This is a genomic window from Vannielia sp., from assembly GCF_029212645.1.
Taxonomy (GTDB): Bacteria; Pseudomonadota; Alphaproteobacteria; order Rhodobacterales; family Rhodobacteraceae; genus Vannielia.
This window is the reverse complement of sequence record NZ_JARGND010000024.1, coordinates 26158-44166: the sequence shown is the minus strand read 5'-3', so window position 1 is coordinate 44166 and position 18009 is coordinate 26158. Positions and strand designations below refer to the sequence as shown.

The window sequence follows — 18009 nt, the reverse complement described above, 5'->3', positions numbered from 1 at the left end:
GGAAACAAGGCAGGCGTCATGCGGCTGACAAGGCGAACAAATCTGGCCATGCGGGTGCTGATGTATTGCGCCGTCAACGACGATGGGCCGCATCGCTCGGCGGATATCGCGGTGGCTTGCAATGTGTCGGGCAACCACATGATGCAGGTGGTGCCGGTGCTGCACCGCAATGGCATGGTGCTGGCGTCTCGGGGCCGTTTCGGCGGCGTCAGCCTTGGCCGCGCCGCCGATCAAATCGCTGTCGGGCAGGTGTTTCGCCTGTTTGAAAGCGGCCTGCCCTTTGCCGAATGTTTTGAGGCCAAGCGCAATACCTGCCCGCTCGTGGCCCACTGCCGCCTCAGGGTGGCACTGAAGGCGGCGCTTGAGGCCTTTTATACCTCGCTTGATGAGATCACCGTGGCCGACCTTGTCGAGGACAATAGCGGGCTTGAGGCGCTATTGGCCTTTCAGCCCAGCACCCCGCCCGCCTGCGCCAGCCCCACCGCGCATTAATCCGCGCCGCTGCGCCCCTTTGGCAATACCGGCGCCGTTGTCTCCAGCGCCAAATCAGCATCCGAAAAGCGCCACGGCCCGCGCAGCCCCGGCACGCCCTCCGGTGCAATCTGCATCCCGCGTGCCTTTACCTGCGGGTCTTCCAGCGCCTCGGCGATCGAGTTGATCGGCCCGGCCGGCACCGTCGCCTTTTCCAGCGCCGCCAGCAAATCTGCCGCGCCCCAGCCCCTTGTTTTGCCCTCTATCAGCGTGATCAGCGCCTCGCGGTTCGCTATCCGGTCGCTGTTGATCGTAAAGCGGCTGTCCGTAAGCAGCTCTTCCAGCCCCAGCACCCCGCAGAGCCGCACAAACTGCCCGTCATTGCCAGTGGCGATGATGATATGGCCGTCTGCCACCTCGAACACCTGATAGGGCACCAGATTGGGGTGCCAATTGCCTGTCCGCACCGGGCTTTCGCCGGTGGCAAAGTAGTTCATCGCCTGATTGGCCAGCAAAGCGGTTGCGCAATCCAGCAGCGACATATCCACATGCTGGCCGCGCCCGGTGCTGTGGCGTTGCTCCACGGCGGCCAAAACGCCGATGGCGCCGTAAAGCCCGGTCACGATATCTGTCACCGCGACGCCCACCCTTTGTGGCGTGCCCTCCGGCTCCCCGGTGATCGACATCAGCCCAGCCATGCCCTGGATCAAATAGTCATAGCCCGCCCGCCCGGCATAGGGGCCATCCTGGCCAAACCCGGTCACCGAGCAGTAGATCAGCCGGGGGTTCAGCGCCCCAAGAGCGGCGTAATCCAGCCCGTATTTCGCCAGCCCGCCCACCTTGAAATTCTCGATCAGAATATCCGCATCCGCCGCCAGCTCGCGCACCCGCGCCTGCCCCTCCGGCGTGCGAAAATCGACCACCTCACACCCCTTGCCCCGGTTTGCCGCGTAGTAATAGGCCGCCGTGCGATCTCCCTCGCGCTCAATGAAGGGAGGGCCCCATTGCCGCGTGTCATCCCCTTGCGGAGACTCCACCTTCAACACCTCGGCCCCCAGATCGGCCAGCGCCTGGCCAATCCACGGCCCGGCCAGAATCCTCGCCAGTTCAACAACCTTCAATCCTTCGAGCGGCTTCATCCGCACCTCCCTTGTTTTGCGCCAGCGTGCCCGCCTGCGCCTGTTGCGGAAACACTGCGTTTCCTCTTCGCGCGCCTCCAACCCCTTGGGCGACTCACCCAACCCGGCCTATGCCATGGCGCAACAGGACTTACCGGTAACGCGCCATGAAATTTGCTGCCCTCGCTCTGGCGCTTGCCGCCGGGTTTATATCTGCCGCCCCCGCCGCCGCAACCGAGCGTGATCTGCTCGATTGGGGCCGCTTTTTCACCAATGACGTGCTGGGGGATGGCTATGACCGTTGGCGCACCGGGGCCTATACCGTCTCCATCGCCTATGGTCCATCAAACCACCTTGATGAACTGACAGACCGCTGGGGCGAGATGCTGGAGTTTCGCATCCGCTCCGAAATCATCGCCCCTGCCAGCTTGCAATCGCCCTCCGCCAGCGACCGCCCCTTCGCGGGCACCGTCAGCTTTGGCGTGCACAGCCACTCGATGCTGGGGCAGGCGCAGCTTCGCACCGGGTTTGATCTGGTGTTCGTCGGGCCTCAAACCGGCATGGGAGAGTTTCAAAACGCCCTGCACACCACCTTAGGGCTGAGCGAAACCAAAATCCTCGACGATCAGCTTTCCGATGCGGTCTACCCCACGCTCTCGGGGGAGCTTTCGCGTGATTTCACCATTGGCCGGGCCCGCCTGCGCCCCTTTGCCGAGGTGCAGGCCGGGGTCGAAAGCTTTGCCCGCATCGGTGCCGATCTGACCCTGGGCAGCTTCGGGCAGGGGGCCCTGCTCACCCGTGATGCCACCACCGGCCACCTCTACCAGGTGATCCGCTCTCGCAGCGACCGTGGCTTCTCCTTCGTGCTCGGCGGCGATATCGCCCGCGTCTGGTCGTCCGAGTTTCTGCCCGAGGATATGGGCTATGCGGTGAAAGACACCCGCAGCCGCTTGCGCGCCGGGGTGAACTACCAGGGGGATCGCTACGGTGCCTACTACGGCCTCACATGGCTCACCGAAGAGTTCGAGGCCCAGCCCGAAGGCCAGCTTGTCGGCGCACTCCAGCTTCGCCTCTTCTTCTGATTGTATTGCGCGCCCTGCCGCAGTTTTTTCTTGGTCCGGTGATTCGCGTCGTGTTAACGTTTTGGCAATAAAACGATAAAAACACGAAACGGCAGGCATACAGGCAATGAAAACGGGCTTTCTCGGCACGTTTGTCATCCCCTGGTCGCAGACGGAAACAGATGGGCACGCCGGAGCACCGGTAAAAAGCCTGCTTCCGGGCGCGACCTGGCGCTGGAGCGGGCGCTCTCTTCGGGTCGATGGGCCCAATGAGATCGCAACGCTCGCAGAGGCTGAGGGTGTGGCAGACCTCCACAAACGCGCGGCACGCAAGGTGCGCCGCTTGATCGTCAACCAACGCGCCGCCCTGGCCGAGATGGCCGCTTCTCCGCAAGAGGCGCAGCGCCAGGTGCTTCGGCAAGAGGCCCGCAACGAAGCACTGGCCAAAGATGGGCTGATGGTGGAACAAAGCTTCGCCGTGACCGATGGCACACGCGCCTGGATGGGCACCTGGGTTGAAACCGCGCCCGATGCGCCGGTGCTGTTGATGTTTGTCGGCGAGGTGCCGCCCGAGGGGCGTGATCTGTGGGTGAGCCGCGCCGCAAGCTTTGCCGCCGGGCACCTCCCGTTTGGTGAAACGCCGCAGGGCGGGGTGATCTGCTTCACCGCTGGCACCCGGATCGCCACCCCCGATGGCCCCCGCGCGGTTGAAAGCCTGCGTGCCGGTGACCTTGTGACCACCGCCGATGACGGCGCCCAGCCGATCACATGGCGCGGTGCGCGCCGGATGACAGGCGCCCGCTTCTTTGCCCTGCCAAAGCTCCGCCCGATCCGCCTTGCCGCGGGCGTTCTGGGGCCAGACGTGCCCGAGGGAGACCTGCTGGTTTCGCCCAATCACCGGATGATCATCCGCGGCGCGGCCGCGCGCGCCCTGTTCAATGAGGCCGAAGTGCTGGTCCGCGCCCGTGACCTTGAGGGGCTTCCCGGCATCCGGATCGATACCCAACTGCTGGAGGCAACCTATGTGCACCTGCTGCTGGAGCGCCACCAGATCCTCTTTGCCAACGGCGTGGCGACCGAAAGCTTCCACCCCTCCGAGGCCGATATGGGCACCCTCGATCCCGGTGATCGCGCCCGCCTGATAGGTATGATGCCCGGCGTCGATACCCGCCCCGATGGCTATGGCCAACCCGCCCGGCGCGGCCTCACCGGGGCCGAAGCGGCCATCCTCAAACACGGCCTCAACACAAGCGGCCCGCTCGCCGCTTGACAGGGCAGGGCAGGGCTGTATAAGCCGCCCATTCGCCGGGGTTCATGCCCCGGTGTCTTCATTGGTGTTGGCGGCCCCCGCAAGGGGATGCCCTGTCGCTCCGGCAAGATCCGGGGAGAGGACAACGCCCTTCCTGTCCACGGCCCGAAAAGTGGGAACCGGTTTTCGGACCAAGCCGTGGAAGCAAAGTGAGAAGGAGATCAGCCGTGACCAAACGCACGTCTGCCAAGTACAAACTCGATCGCCGCATGGGCGAAAACATTTGGGGCCGCCCCAAATCCCCCGTCAACCGTCGTGAATATGGCCCCGGCCAGCACGGTCAGCGCCGCAAGGGCAAACTGTCCGACTTCGGCCTCCAGCTGCGCGCCAAGCAAAAGCTGAAGGGCCACTACGGCGACCTGACCGAAAAGCAATTCCGCCGAATCTTCTCCGAAGCCGAACGCCTGCGTGGTGATACCGGCGAGCAGCTGATCGGCCTGCTGGAGCGCCGCCTTGATGCGGTCGTCTACCGCGCCAAGTTCGTGGCCACCGTCTTTGCCGCCCGCCAGTTCGTAAACCACGGCCACGTCACCGTGAACGGCAAGCGCGTCAACATCCCCTCCTACCGCGTGAAAGAGGGTGATGTGATCCAGGTTCGTGAAAAGTCGCGCCAGATGGCCGTGCTGCTTGAAGCCACCCAACTGCCCGAGCGCGACGTGCCCGAGTATATCGAGGCCGACCACTCCAAGATGAGCGCCACCTTCGTGCGCACCCCCGGCCTTTCGGACGTGCCCTACGCGGTGCAGATGGAACCCAACCTCGTCATCGAATTCTACGCCCAGAACTAAGGGCTCAGGGTGGGTTGCACCCACCCTACGGACATTTTTAAAGGGCCGCGCCGGGCAACTGGCGCGGCCCTCTTTGTTTCTGCCCCATGGCAAAACACCCCAACCCCATCAAAAGGCCCCGGTGCAAGGCCATTTCAGCGCCCATTCCGCGCGCCCCGCCTTGGACAATCGCGCAACACAGGCTACCCTCGCCCGGTAACATCGCGCAGGAGCCTCCCCCATGACCTACCCCGTCTACCACCGCATCGACGGCCCCATCGTGATGATCGGCTTTGGCTCCATCGGCAAAGGCACATGGCCGCTGATCGAGCGCCATTTCGAGTATGATCCAAGCCAGTTTCTGGTGATCGAGCCTGATGCCCGCCAGCACGGCTTCCTGCGGGAGCATGGCATCCGCTTCATCGACACCGCGCTCACCCCCGCGAACTACCAGCAAACCCTCTCCGCCCTCTTCCCCGAGGGCAAAGGCTTTTGCGTCAACCTCAGCGTCGATACCTCCTCACTCGATCTCCTCAAGCACTGCCGCAAAATGGGCGTGCTTTATATTGATACCGTGGCCGAGCCTTGGGAGGGCTTCTATTTCAACACCCAAAACAACGCCGAGCGCACCAATTACGCGCTGCGACAGGCGGTCCGTGATGAGGCGGCGGCCAATCCGGGCGGCACAACGGCGGTCAACTGCTGCGGCGCCAATCCCGGCATGGTTTCATGGTTCGTCAAGGAGGCGCTGCTCACCCTGGCCCGCGACACCGGACATGAGGCCACCGCCCCCACCAGCCGCGAAGGCTGGGCGCGGCTCATGCAATCGCTCGGGGTGCAGGGCGTCCACATTGCCGAGCGTGATACCCAGGCCCGCCTCAAGCCCCGCCCGCGCGGCACCTTCGTCAACACATGGTCGGTTGAAGGGTTCATCTCTGAAGGGTTCCAACCGGCCGAGCTTGGCTGGGGCACCCATGAGCCGTGGTTCCCGCCCAACGGCCACCGCCACGAAACCGGCTGCCAGGCTGGTATCTGGCTCGATCGCCCCGGTGCCGTCACCCGCGTGCACACATGGTGCCCCACGCCGGGGCCGCAGTTTGGCTTCCTCGTCACCCATAACGAGGCGATCTCGATTGCCGACTATTTCACCGTGGGGCAGGGGGCCGAGCCTGAGTATCGCCCAACCTGCCACTACGCCTATCACCCGGCGGATGACGCGGTGCTGTCCCTGCACGAGATGTTCGGCTCCGGCGAGCAGCAGGCCACCCATCACATCCTCACCGAAGACGAGATCGTTGAAGGGGTCGATGAGCTTGGCGTCCTGCTCTACGGCCACGAGAAAAACGCGCTCTGGTTCGGCTCGCGCCTCTCCAACGATGAAACCCGCGATCTGGCGCCTTACCAAAACGCCACCGGCCTTCAGGTCACCTCTGCGGTGCTCGCGGGCATGGTCTGGGCGCTCGATAACCCCAATGCCGGGATCGTCGAGACCGACGAGATGGACCACGCCCGCTGCCTTGAGGTCCAGCGCCCCTACCTTGGCCCGGTCGAGGCGCATTACACCGATTGGACCCCGCTGCAAAACCGCTGGGAGCACTTCCCCGAAGGCCTCGATGAAACCGTGCCTTGGGCCTTCCGCAACGTGCTTGCCACCTGAGCCGCCGGGCGGGTTCGTGGGCTTGCGGGCCTGCCTTGCGTAAATCCCTGTGCGTGGCGCATTAACCTGTCGTCGTTTTGCAAATTTGCATATGTATGGGTTGTGCATTGGGTGTGCATGGGGTGTGGCCCTTCCAAATTCGCGGTTAACGGCCAAAATCCCGCCCCGCCTTGCAGAAATCCCCGTACCCGTTAGAACCCCGTGAACGGAGATCAGTATGACAGCCCCCACACCCCAACCCGGCATTCTTGATATCGCCTTGTATCAAAGCGGAAAATCCGCGTTTGAAGGGGTGGAGAATCCGGTCAAGCTATCGGCCAACGAGAACCCCTGGGGCGCCAGCCCCAAGGCGGTTGAGGCGATCAAGGCCGCGCTGCCCTCGCTGCACCGCTACCCCGGCACCGACCACCAGATATTGCGGGACGCCATCGCCGAACACCACGATCTGCCCGCCTCGCAGGTGATCTGCGGCGTCGGCTCCGATGAAATCCTCCACCTGATCGCTCAGGCCTACGCCGCGCCGGGCGATGAGGTCGTCTATACCGAGCACGGGTTTTCGGTCTATCCCATCGTCGCCAAAGCCGCCGGCGCCACCCCGGTTGTGGCCGCTGAAAAGGACCGCGTGGCCGATGTGGACTCGATCCTAAGCGCCTGTAACGACAACACAAAAATCGTCTACATCGCCAACCCCAACAACCCCACCGGCACCATGATCGGCGGCAATGAAATGTCCCGTTTGGCCGCCGGATTGCCCGCTGGCTGCCTTCTGGTGATCGACGGGGCCTATGCCGAGTTTGCCGATGGCTATGACGGCGGCGCATCCATGGTTGAAACCCATGATAACGTGTTGATGACACGCACTTTTTCCAAGCTCTACGGGCTCGGCGGGCTGCGCGTTGGCTGGGGCTATGGCCCGCAAGACATCATTGATGTACTCAACCGCATCCGTGGCCCGTTCAACCTGTCCAACATGCAGATCCAAGGGGCCATCGCCGCCCTGGAAGACGTTGAATTTACGCAACAATGCCTGCGTGACACTCTGCGCCTGCGCGCCCGCCTCGCCGCAGATCTCGCCGCAATCGGTATCCCTTCCGATCCGTCCAACGCCAATTTCGTCCTCGCCCGCTTCGCCGATGAGGCCGAAGCCGAAGCCGCCTTTAATTTCGTTGGAAAACAAGGCTTTATCCTGCGCCAGGTTGGTGGATACGGCCTACCGGATTGCCTGCGCATCACCGTGGGCGACGAGGCCTCTTGCGCAGGCGTCACCCAGGCCCTGCGCGCCTTCAAGGAGGCCCAAGCATGAGCACCCAAATCTACAACCGCGTTGCCCTGATCGGCCTTGGCCTCATCGCATCTTCCATGGCCCACGCCACCCGCCGCGCGGGCCTGGCGGGCGAGATTGTCGGCACTTCGCGCTCCGCTGAAACCCGTGAAATCGCTCAGGAAATCGGCCTCTGTGATCGCATCGTCGATACCGCCGCCGAGGCCGTTGAGGGCGCAGATCTGGTCATCCTTTGCGTGCCGGTCGGGGCCATGGAAGCTGTCGCCAAGGAGATCGCGCCGCACTTGGCCGAGGGGGCCACGGTCTCTGATGTCGGCTCGGTCAAAAAGGCCGTCATCGCCGCCATCGCCCCGCATCTGCCGCCCCACGCCCAGTTCATCCCCGGCCACCCCCTCGCCGGGACCGAGCATTCCGGCCCGCGGTCGGGCTTTGCCGAGCTGTTTGACAACCGGTGGACAATCCTCACCCCGGTTGAAGGTGCTGACCCCCAAGCAACTGAAAAGCTGCGAAGTTACTGGGAAGGCCTCGGCGCAAATGTTGATGAGATGGAGCCCGATCACCACGATCTGGTGCTCGCGGTCACCTCCCACTGCCCGCACCTCATTGCCTATACGATGGTCGGCGTGGCCGATGATCTGCGCCGCGTTACCGATAGCGAAGTCATCAAGTATTCCGCCGCCGGGTTTCGCGATTTCACCCGCATCGCCGCCTCTGATCCAACGATGTGGCGCGATGTTTTCCTTAATAACAAGGAAGCCACGCTCGAAATTCTGGGCCGCTTCACCGAAGAGCTTTTCGCCCTCCAACGCGCCATTCGCACCGGCGATGGCGACGAGTTGTTTGATTATTTCACCCGCACCCGCGCCATCCGTCGCGGCATTATCGAGGCCGGGCAGGATACCGACGCGCCCAATTTTGGCCGGATGAGCAAAAAGTGATCCGCGCCGCGCTGGTCCTGCTGCTCACCGCCGCGCCAGCCCTCGCCAAAGGGCCGGATGCCTCGCTGCGGCCTCTGCCGCGCCCGGTTGAAACGCCTGATACCAAAGAGAAAACCGTAATCTCCAGCAGCGGCGGCAGCACCATTGCGCCGCTTACCGCCACTGGCCTTGTGCGTGGCCCCGACCTGCCGCCAACCCGGCCACCGGCCCGCCCCGCGCAGCCCAAAGCGCCCGTCACCCCGGATGATGCCGCGCGCGTGCCGGTCTTCGGTGCGCCCACGTTGGCCGCCTTTACCCCCCGCGCCAAGCCCCCGGCGGCGCTGCCGCAATTCACCGCCACCACGATCGCTTTCAACACCGGCGCCCCGCGCGCACAGGCGCGCCCCAGCTATATTGCGCGTCTTGTTAAGGAACAGGCAACGCTTACTGAGGTAAGGTTCGGGCGAAAGGACTCAGTCTGCGGCATCAACGCGATCAAAGGCACTGCGGGCAAGACATTCGGCAAGCCAAACTCTGGCTGCGGCATCGCCAATCCGGTGAAGGTGACCTCGATCCAGGGGATCACGCTCACCCAAACGACCACGGTTGATTGCCAAACCGCCAAGGCGCTGAACTCTTGGGTCAGCAAGGGCCTCAAACCTGCCATCGGCTCCAAGGGCGGCGGGGTGAAGCAAATCAAGGTTGTGGCGCATTACGCCTGCCGCAACCGGAACAACGCGAAAACCGGGCGTCTTTCGGAACATGCGAAAGGCCGCGCGGTGGATATTTCGGGCATTGTGCTAAGGGATGGCACTTATGTTTCGGTGCTCAAAGGCTGGGGATCAAAGGCGTGGTCAGCGGCGCTGAAGAAGATGCACAAGCAGGCCTGCGGGCCGTTTGGAACGGTGCTCGGCCCCAATGCCAACCGCTTCCACCGTGATCATTTCCACTTTGATACCGCGCGCTACCGCTCCGGCTCCTACTGCCGGTAAGCGCCTGTTATTCCCGGATTTCATCCGGTTTCACGCCCCAGAGGTCGGTCTTTTTAACCCAGCCTCTCGCGGAGCCAGAGGTGATCCAGCACCACTCGGGCCGGCACTCGCCCAGCTTGGCCACAACCCCGGCTTCCGACCGCGCGTTTGTGGGGGCATCATTGCTGGGGCGCATCCGCAGAGCGGCCATATCCTCCTGCACGATCACAGTGCGAACGCCGGAAATCAGCGAGTAATGCACCCAGCCCCCAGCCCCTTCCTGATCGCGCACGCGCCGCCAGTGGCCAAACTCGGCGGTCACTTCCAGCGGCATGTTGCGGCGCTTGAAAACCCAATCAATCCGGTGGCTTAGCGCTGGTCCGCGCCGCACATTGCCCTCATCTGTCTTGAGAGACACATAGCGCGGCAGCGGCAGGTTGGTGACCGGCCCGCGCTCCTCTGCCGCATGGGTTTCGCCCGCACTCATCCCGATGGCGACCAATCCCCCGAGAATGCTCAGTAAAACCCGGCGCAATGCGTGTCGATGCCCCATGCCCAAAACCTGCTTTTGCCTCATCCGGCGCTTGTAACCCGCGCCTTTTCTTGCGCACACTCTACGCGAAGAATGAGCGTTGTTAAGCAGGAGGATAAGAATGATGGGCGCAGAGCGGCTGAGTGTTGTCGTAACGCGACGGTTGCCGGAGGCGGTCGAAACGCGGATGAGCGAGCTTTTTGATGTGCGCCTGCGTGAAACCGACGATCCGATGACCCGCGAAGAGCTTTTGGCCACCATCCGCGAGGCCGATGTTCTGGTGCCCACGATCACCGATACGGTGGATGCCGGTTTGATCGGGCAGGCGGGCGACAAGCTGAAACTCATCGCCAATTTCGGCGCGGGGATTGACCATGTGGATGTGTCCACGGCGCGCCAGCGCGGCATTCTGGTGTCCAACACGCCGGGCGTTGTGACCGAAGATACCGCCGATATGGCGATGGCGCTGATCATCGGTGTCACCCGCAACATGCCCGCCGGAGCCGCAGTTATGAAGAAGGGCACCTGGAAGGGCTGGAACCCGAACTCGTTTCTTGGCGGGCGGATCGCCGGGCGGCGTTTGGGCATCCTTGGGATGGGGCGGATTGGGCAGGCGCTGGCCCGCCGCGCACGGGCCTTCGGGATGCAAATCCACTACCACAACAGGCGGCGCCTGCGCCCCGAAATCGAGGAAGAGCTGGAGGCAACCTATTGGGAAAGCCTCGACCAGATGCTCGCCCGGATGGATGTCGTTTCCGTCAACTGTCCGCACACGCCCAGCACGTTCCACCTGCTCAATGCGCGGCGGTTGAAGCTGCTCAAGCCCTCGGCGGTGGTGGTCAATACCTCGCGCGGCGAGGTGATTGACGAGAACGCGCTCACCCGGATGCTGCGCGCCGGTGAGGTTGCCGGAGCCGGGCTGGATGTGTTTGAAAAAACCATGGACGTGAACCCCCGCCTGCGCGAATTGCCCAATGTGCTGCTGACCCCGCATATGGGTTCGGCCACCCATGAGGGCCGCATGGAGATGGGGGAGAAGGTGATCATCAACATCAAAACCTTCGCCGACGGCCATCGCCCGCCGGATTTGGTTGTGCCGTCCATGCTCTGACAGGCCGGAAAGGCGGGGAATGTCGCTTTTGGCTGCAAGGTGTCGAAACCCCGTGGAATGCGGCGCGGGTTTTCGCCAGATTACCTGTCAGTAGCCTAGCTCCGGAGCCCCTGCGCCATGAAGACCCACGTCAAAGCCCTAGTCGTCGGCGGTGGCGCCGTTGGCACGTCGATCGCCTATCACCTCGCCCGCGCGGGGTGGCAGACCATGCTGCTGGAGCGCGACGAGTTGACCAGCGGGTCCACCTGGCATGCCGCCGGGCTTTTGCCGCTGTTCAACATGGGCTACGCCACCAGCCATATCCATGATTACTCGGTGCGGTTCTACAAAACGCTTGAGCAGGAAACCGGCCTCAATCCGGGGTTCTATGTGGTTGGCAACCTGCGGATGGCGCAATCGAGCGCCCGGATGGATGAGTATCAGCTTTACGCCTCCACCGCCGAAACCGTTGGTATCCCTTATGAATTTCTGAGCGCGGCACAGATCAAGGAGCGCTGGCCCCTGTTGCGCACCGATGATCTGGAGGGCGCGCTTTTCCACCCGACCGATGGGTACATCAACCCCGCCGATGTGACGATGGCCATGGCCAAGGGCGCGCGCCAGCACGGCGCGGTGATCGAGCGCCGCTGGCAGGTGGATGGCTATGAATGGACGGGCGCAGAATGGCGCGTCACCGTCACCAGGATGGTCGAGCAGGGGGGCAATCTGGTGCCCTCCGAGGAGCAGGCGGTGATCATCGCCGAGCATGTGGTGACGGCCACGGGCAACCACGCGCAGCGCACCGCCCGCCTGCTGGGGCTGAAGATCCCGGCGATCCCGGTTGAGCATCAGTTCATCGTCACCGAGCCTGATCCGGCGCTGGTGGAATACCGCGCGGCGGGCAACCCCGAGCACCCGGTTTTGCGCGATGCCGATGCCAAGTGGTATGTGCGCGAAGAGCGGCGCGGCTGGATCCTTGGCCCCTACGAAAAGAACGCCCCCGCCCGGTTTGAATACGGCGTGCTCGATAGCTTCAGGGCTGATCTCTTCCCGCTTGATCTGGAGCGCATCGAAGAGGAATACATGAGCATGATCCACCGGATTCCCACGTCGGAAACCGTTGGTTTGAAAGATGATTTCAACGGCCCGATCTGCTACACGCCGGATGGCAACCCGCTGGTTGGCCCCGCGCCGGGGCTGCGCAACATGTGGCTGGCCGAGGGCTTTTCCTTTGGCATCACCGCAGCGGGCGGCACCGGCCATTACCTTGCGCAGATGATGGTGGAAGGCGAGGCCGAGATTGATATGGCGAGCCTCGATCCCAAGCGTTTTGGCCCGTGGATGACAACGGAATACGCCGCCCGCAAGAACGAGGAATGTTACGATCACGTCTATGTTTTGCACCACCCCGATGAAGAGCGCCCCGCCTGCCGCCCGCTGAAAACCGCCCCCTGTTATGACCGGATGAAAGCCCGTGGCGCGCAGTTTGGCTGCGTCAACGGCTGGGAACGGCCCAACTATTTTGGCCCGCTCGATGCGCCTGACAGCTTTGACCATGACGCGCGCAGCTTTCGCCGTGGCGGCTGGTGGCAATATGCTGTGGAAGAGGCAAAAGCAGTGCGCGAGGGGGTTGGCTTGATTGATGCAACGGCCTTCACCAAGCATGTGCTCAAAGGGCCGGGCGCCGCGGCCTTCCTTGATTGGTTCACCACCAACAAGCTGCCTAAAGTGGGGCGGATCAACCTCACCTACGCGCTCACCGAGGCGGGCACCACGCGCACCGAATACACGATTGTGCGCCACGCCGATGACCACTTCACGCTGATCTCTGCCGGGGCATGGCAGGCCTATGATGCTGATTTCCTGAAAAAATCCATTGAAGACACGCAACAACGCTTTGGTGGCATGATCCTGATGGATGTGACCGCGCAGCGCGGCGTTTTTGCGATTGCCGGGCCAAAGGCACGCGATGTTCTGGCCGGGTTGATCCGCGACCCAGATCCCGCAACCGCGCTGTCCAACAAGCGCTTCCCGTGGCTTTCGGCCCGCGATATCGAGCTGATGATGTGCCCGGTCCACGCCATCCGCGTCGCTTATACCGGCGAGTTGGGGTGGGAGCTGCATCACCCGATGGAGATGCAGAATTACCTTTTCGATCAGCTCATGGAGGCCGGTGAAAAACACGGGCTCAAGCTGGTGGGCGCACGGGCGCAAAACTGGCTGCGTCAGGAAAAAAGCTACCGCGCCTTTGGTACCGAGCTGGGCCGTGATGCCACCCCGCTTGAGGCTGGCCTCACCCGGTTTGTCGACCTGTCAAAAGACTTCAACGGCAAGGCGGCGATGGAGGCCAAGGGCATTCGCAGCACCTGCGTGACCGTGTTGATCAATGGCCCGGCGGACGCTGATCCATGGGGCCGCGAGGCGCTGTATCATGGGGAGTCCAAGGTGGGTCGGCTTACCTCGGGCGGCTATTCGGTGGCGTTCGGCAAGTCTATCGGCATGGGCTACGTGACGCCCGAAATGGCTGAGGTTGGCACCAGGCTCAAGGTGCGGATGCAAGGCCAGCTATGGGATGCGGATGTGGTCGAAGACAGCCCTTACGATCCAAAAAATGTGGCGATCCGGGTGGACGGTTAAACCGGCGCTGCGGCCGTCTGAAAGTGTATGATCTGGCCCTCACCGGCGGGCCAGATCACATGTTGCAAGCACAGCGGCTTTTGAGCCGCGCCCTAATAGTCCCTCTCAAAGAAAATCCCGATGCCCGCATTGCCATCGGTCGAGGTAGAGCCCTTGGCGGTGACATTGGGCGAGATTTGCAGGTTGAGGTTTAGCTCCGTCGTGCCATCACTCTCAACCACCACGTCTGAATAAATGTTCTTGCTCAGGTATTTACCCGCCCGCACCGCGGTGTCGCCATCGTCGGTTTGGGTCACATCCAAGTCATCAAGCCCAAAGTTTTGCCGCAGGTTGGCAACGATCCCACCGCCCCCGCTCCCGGCCAGCGTCGCCACCGCGTTGGCCAGTTCGAGCGCCTGCAAAGGCGAAATGGTTGAAAGGTCGCGGCCAAAGATCAACTGCGCCAGCACCTCTTCTTCGGGCAGTTCCGGTGAGGAGGTGAAGGTGATTTCCGGGTCAGAGGGCGATCCTTCAACGATGATCGAAATGGTGGTGCCGTTCTTTTCGGTGGTGGCAACCAGCCGCAGCGCGGCATCAAAAGAGCCGGTCATCCGCGCCGACCCTTCCGTGAGGTTGAAGCGTTGTGAAAGGATATCAAGCCGCCCGCGCACCAGCTCAAACGCGCCCACCGGGATCACGTTTTGGGTGGTGCCGGTGAGCCGCAATCGGCCACCCAGTTCCGCATCCAGCCCACGGCCCCGCACATAAACCTGATTGGGCGCGCTGACCCGCAGATCAAGCGCAATCCGCCCACTCCCGCCGCCGCCCGTGCCGTCACTTTCGGTCGCGATCAGCCCGGCCTTTTGCTGCGTGCTTGTTACCCCGGCCCGTTCACCCACATGGGTGATGTCCGGGATATCCGAAAGGCCCGTCATGCCACTGGAAGGAATGCGGATTTCGCTGGCACCAAGGCTGAGTTGCCCGTTCAGCAGCGCCCCGCCGGAGAGCGGCCCGGCGAGGGTGACCGTGCCATCGACCGAGGTGTCATAAAGCGCCGGATCGCGCAGCTTAAAGTCTTGCGCGGTAACGGTCAGGTCGGCCTCTTGCGGCGCTGAAAGACCAACCGAGCCTGTCACCCCCAGCCGCCCGCCTTCGCCGCCACGTGCGCCGATATCAATCAACGCGCGCCCGCCTGAAAGCGTCACCCCGCCGGTGATATCCTCCAATGCGACGCCAAAGCTGGTATCCACCGCGCGCGCGCCCGATGTACGCACCGTGCCGCTCAGGCTTTCCAGCCCCGGCGTGCCTTGCATCGTCAGGTCCAGCGTTGCGCGGCCATTCAAACGGCGCGGTGCGATGAACGAATTGGCTACCCCGAGCGGCGCATCGCCGGTGATCCGCAAGTCGGCCTGCCCCCCCGTCAGCCCGCCTGTCACGTTCACCACACTGCCACCGGGGCCAGAGGCGCGGATATCAAGGCCGATGGTGCCACCTTGCGACGTGACGGTGCCGCTGGCGGTGGCGGGGCCGGAAAAATCAGAGGCGATGAGGCCCAGATCGGCAAGTCGCGCGTCCAGCGTGATCCGCTCCGGGGTGCCGGAGGCGGTCACATCCAGATTGGGCGCATCAAGGCGCGCGCTTTGAATGGTGAGCGGCGCATCGGGGCCGCTGCGGGCCACCTCAGCCGCAATCGTGGCCGTCCCGGCGAGCAGGGTATCAACCACATCGGTGCCAATGCCAAGGCTGGTCAGGGTGCCACCAAGGCGCGCTTCAAAACTGCCCGCGCTGGCGTTCACGCGGCCCGTCGCGGTGATATCCGCCGCACCGCTCAGCGGCAGCCCGGCGAGGCCGGAAGCTTGCGAAAGGGTGGGGGCCTTCAGCGCCAGATCATAGCTTGCATTGCCGTCGCCATAGGGCAGGGCGAGGGTAAGCGCGCCCGTCGCAACCGTGTCTCCTGCGGCCACCCGCAGCGCATTCAGTTGAAGCGGATCGCCCTCGGCATAAGAAAGCGTTGCGTCAAGCGTCACCTGTTCGCCCAGCGCCTGCGCCAGCCCGGCGTCATCGGCGCTCAGCCCGTTCCCGGTGAGCGAAATTTCCCCCTGAAGCGCCGTGACGATGCCATTCTCGGCCTGCGTCAGCACCCCTTCGCCCTGGAGCGTCAGCGCCTCGGCCCCATAGCCGGGCAGGGCGGTTTCGCGCAGCAGGCCAGACAGGCTCCAGCGCTGCCCTTCGGCGGTGTAATCGAGCCCCAGCGTGCCGCCGTCGAGCCGCAGATCGCCCGAGGGGATGCGTACCTGGCCCCCGTCGGGCGCACTTAGCAGAACCGTCAGCTTTGCGGTGTCAAGCTGGGTGCCCGCGAGCGTCACCTTGCCCGAAAGCCTTGCGCTGCCGCTGGCCTCTTGCCCCGGATAGAGCGGCGCAAAATCGGGGACAGAGGCGCTTAGGTCAAGCGCCGTTGCCTCGCTCGCCACCGTGCCGCTGGCCTGCACAACACCATTTGCGGTGCGGGCCGAAACATTGCGCACCGTCAGCCCGGTTTCATCGCGCTTGGCGCTCACCTCAAGGGTGCCATCGCCCGCAAGTAGCGCATCAACCTGTTCTTGCCCGATGGCGAGGTTGGTCGTGCTGCCCGCAATCTCAAGGTCAAACCCGCCTGAAAGCGGCGTTATCGCCCCGGTGATTTCCAGCTCTGCCGCCCCGGTCAGGTCGGCCCCGGCCAAGGGGCCAAAACGGGCGATGCTTTCGGCTTTCAGAACCATGTCGAGCGTGCTGGCCAAGCCGGTGGATACCCCGTCGATCGCGGCGCTCCCGGTGAGGGCAAAGTCGGCCCCGTCCAGCGCCAAACCGGTGATCTGCACCGGCGCATCCTCGGTGTAGGCCAGATCAAACCGCCCGCTCACCGCCTCGCCTATCGCGCGGGCCAGCGCTTCATCTTCCGAGGAAAGGCCCTTTGCGGCGAGGTCCACCACCGCCTGAACCGCTCCCTGCGCCGCGCCGTCGCCCTGGGTGATCGTGCCCTTTGCGCCGATGGTCAGCGCATCGGCCACGAAACCGGTTGTGCGAAAGCCCTTGGTTTCGGCGGTGAGGGTAAATTCGCTGCCCTCGTCGGCGTCAAAGGCGAGCACCACCGAGGCGCTCGAAACCTGTGTTTCACCGTCGCCCGTGGGCAGGGTGACAGGCGCCTTGCCCGGATCGGCGATTTCGGCGCGCAGAGCCATCCGTTGCGGCCAGCCTTCGGGCGACACCACAAAATCGCCCTCGATCACGGCCGTGCGCGCGGTGAGTGAGAGGCCGGAAAGCGCATAGGCCCCGTCATCCCGCTCTGCCGCGCGGGCCGTCAACTCTACGTCCTGGCCAAAGAAATCCCGCATCCCCGGTGCAAAAAGCGGGGTCACATCGCCTGCAATATCAAGGTCCACGGCCCAGCCGGGGCTGGCCTCGTCGCCATTGGTGAGCCGGATGGTGCCGCCCAGCCGCTCCGCGCCCTCCGAGGCCACGCTGAGGCGCGTGGTGAGGTCGCTCACCAACCCCTCGCCCTTGAGCGTGACGTCCAGCGCCGGCGCATCGGGGATGCTGAGCGCCGTCGCGGCAATGCCGCCTGCGGCCTCCTGCATCACCAGATCAATCGCTGCCTCGCCGCTTTCGGGCGCATAGCGAGCGATGAGAGAAATCTCGCCTTCCACCCCGTCCTGGCGCTCCAACGCGAGCGAAACATCCATGCCGCCGCCTTCCAGATGCGCCTCCCCGGTGAGGGAAACCGTGCTCGCCTGCCCCAGCACCGGCGCGCCAAATTCGGCCCGCGCCACCGCCAGCTTTGCGATATCCACCGATACCGGCAGGCTGGGGATGCTAAAGGGCGTTGCCTCGGGCGATGGCGGCGCGTCGCTCACCGGGCCGCGCGGCATCACCACGCGTTCGGCGGAAAACTCGGCCACTTCCAGCCGCCCGCTCAGCAGGGCGGCGCGGTTCCAATCCAGCACCACGCCCTCCACGGTCAGCCATATGCCCTCGTCATCGGCAATGCTGAGGCGCTCGATCGTGGCGCGGGATGAAAGCGCCCCTTCAAACCCGTCGATCACCACGGCGCGGCCCGCGTCTGACAGGGTGCTTTGCAACAGGTTCGTCAGGTAGCCCTTATCCGCCTCTTCCGAGGCGCTGTCTTGCGCGACGGCGGCGAAGGGGAAAATCAGGCAAAAGGCGAGGGTGAACAGCCGCATC

At 63.9% G+C, this 18009-nt stretch carries 13 protein-coding genes; 10 read left to right on the top strand and 3 right to left on the bottom strand.

Going from position 1 to position 18009, the window contains the following annotated elements:
• Positions 1 to 492, top strand: a 492-nt coding sequence (locus tag P1U55_RS09505; RefSeq protein WP_301047337.1) for an Rrf2 family transcriptional regulator, incomplete at its 5' end; no start/stop codon positions are given.
• Here P1U55_RS09505 and P1U55_RS09500 read toward each other — a convergent pair.
• The gene (locus P1U55_RS09500) at positions 489 to 1610 is read right to left on the bottom strand and encodes a CaiB/BaiF CoA-transferase family protein (protein ID WP_301047336.1); all 1122 of its coding nucleotides are present in this window, start codon (positions 1608 to 1610) and stop codon (positions 489 to 491) included. The two genes, P1U55_RS09505 and P1U55_RS09500, sit on opposite strands and share 4 nt — an antisense overlap.
• Before the next feature lie 146 nt (positions 1611 to 1756).
• Here P1U55_RS09500 and P1U55_RS09495 point away from each other — a divergent pair, with 146 nt between their 5' ends.
• The 7 genes from P1U55_RS09495 (at position 1757) to P1U55_RS09465 (ending at position 9574) form a co-directional block, all read left to right on the top strand.
• Entirely contained in the window at positions 1757 to 2671 is a 915-nt protein-coding gene (locus P1U55_RS09495; protein WP_301047335.1) for a lipid A-modifier LpxR family protein, read from the top strand.
• Positions 2672 to 2777: 106 nt separating this feature from the next.
• Positions 2778 to 3920: a Hint domain-containing protein gene (locus P1U55_RS09490; RefSeq protein ID WP_301047334.1), complete on the top strand. Its 1143-nt coding sequence runs from the start codon at positions 2778 to 2780 to the stop codon at positions 3918 to 3920.
• 206 nt (positions 3921 to 4126) lie between these two features.
• Entirely contained in the window at positions 4127 to 4747 is a 621-nt protein-coding gene (rpsD, locus tag P1U55_RS09485) for a 30S ribosomal protein S4 (RefSeq protein WP_301047333.1), read from the top strand.
• Between the two features lie 220 nt (positions 4748 to 4967).
• Complete coding sequence (locus P1U55_RS09480) at positions 4968 to 6383, top strand: saccharopine dehydrogenase NADP-binding domain-containing protein (protein ID WP_301047332.1); 1416 nt, start codon at positions 4968 to 4970, stop codon at positions 6381 to 6383.
• Positions 6384 to 6600: 217 nt separating this feature from the next.
• Entirely contained in the window at positions 6601 to 7686 is a 1086-nt protein-coding gene (hisC, locus tag P1U55_RS09475) for a histidinol-phosphate transaminase (protein ID WP_301047331.1), read from the top strand.
• Entirely contained in the window at positions 7683 to 8603 is a 921-nt protein-coding gene (locus P1U55_RS09470; protein WP_301047330.1) for a prephenate/arogenate dehydrogenase family protein, read from the top strand. Before hisC ends, P1U55_RS09470 begins: the two co-directional genes overlap by 4 nt.
• Complete coding sequence (locus tag P1U55_RS09465) at positions 8600 to 9574, top strand: extensin family protein (protein WP_301047329.1); 975 nt, start codon at positions 8600 to 8602, stop codon at positions 9572 to 9574. The genes P1U55_RS09470 and P1U55_RS09465 overlap by 4 nt, the downstream gene beginning before the upstream one ends.
• A 7-nt stretch (positions 9575 to 9581) precedes the next feature.
• Here the strand turns inward: P1U55_RS09465 and P1U55_RS09460 are convergent, their stop codons facing one another.
• A complete protein-coding gene (locus P1U55_RS09460; protein ID WP_301047344.1) occupies positions 9582 to 10040 on the bottom strand; it encodes an SH3 domain-containing protein in 459 nt (152 codons plus the stop codon).
• A 169-nt stretch (positions 10041 to 10209) separates the two neighbouring features.
• On the opposite strand from P1U55_RS09460, the gene P1U55_RS09455 reads away from it, so the two are divergent.
• Together P1U55_RS09455 and P1U55_RS09450 are read left to right on the top strand one after the other, a co-directional pair.
• The gene (locus P1U55_RS09455) at positions 10210 to 11196 is read left to right on the top strand and encodes a D-glycerate dehydrogenase (RefSeq protein WP_301047343.1); all 987 of its coding nucleotides are present in this window, start codon (positions 10210 to 10212) and stop codon (positions 11194 to 11196) included.
• Positions 11197 to 11313: 117 nt separating this feature from the next.
• Positions 11314 to 13812: an FAD-dependent oxidoreductase gene (locus tag P1U55_RS09450; RefSeq protein ID WP_301047328.1), complete on the top strand. Its 2499-nt coding sequence runs from the start codon at positions 11314 to 11316 to the stop codon at positions 13810 to 13812.
• A gap of 92 nt (positions 13813 to 13904) precedes the next feature.
• Here the strand turns inward: P1U55_RS09450 and P1U55_RS09445 are convergent, their stop codons facing one another.
• Positions 13905 to 18008: a translocation/assembly module TamB domain-containing protein gene (locus tag P1U55_RS09445; protein ID WP_301047327.1), complete on the bottom strand. Its 4104-nt coding sequence runs from the start codon at positions 18006 to 18008 to the stop codon at positions 13905 to 13907.
• Position 18009: the final 1 nt, after the last annotated feature.

Bases quoted from the DNA above. Each gene is read 5' to 3' on its own strand.
- P1U55_RS09450 (WP_301047328.1), top strand. From the start codon at position 11,314: ATGAAGACCCACGTCAAAGCCCTAGTCGTCGGCGGTGGCGCCGTTGGC.
- P1U55_RS09460 (WP_301047344.1), bottom strand. From the start codon at position 10,040: ATGAGTGCGGGCGAAACCCATGCGGCAGAGGAGCGCGGGCCGGTCACC.
- P1U55_RS09500 (WP_301047336.1), bottom strand. From the start codon at position 1,610: ATGAAGCCGCTCGAAGGATTGAAGGTTGTTGAACTGGCGAGGATTCTG.
- P1U55_RS09445 (WP_301047327.1), bottom strand. From the start codon at position 18,008: ATGCGGCTGTTCACCCTCGCCTTTTGCCTGATTTTCCCCTTCGCCGCC.
- P1U55_RS09490 (WP_301047334.1), top strand. From the start codon at position 2,778: ATGAAAACGGGCTTTCTCGGCACGTTTGTCATCCCCTGGTCGCAGACG.
- P1U55_RS09455 (WP_301047343.1), top strand. From the start codon at position 10,210: ATGGGCGCAGAGCGGCTGAGTGTTGTCGTAACGCGACGGTTGCCGGAG.
- hisC (WP_301047331.1), top strand. From the start codon at position 6,601: ATGACAGCCCCCACACCCCAACCCGGCATTCTTGATATCGCCTTGTAT.
- P1U55_RS09470 (WP_301047330.1), top strand. From the start codon at position 7,683: ATGAGCACCCAAATCTACAACCGCGTTGCCCTGATCGGCCTTGGCCTC.
- P1U55_RS09480 (WP_301047332.1), top strand. From the start codon at position 4,968: ATGACCTACCCCGTCTACCACCGCATCGACGGCCCCATCGTGATGATC.
- P1U55_RS09495 (WP_301047335.1), top strand. From the start codon at position 1,757: ATGAAATTTGCTGCCCTCGCTCTGGCGCTTGCCGCCGGGTTTATATCT.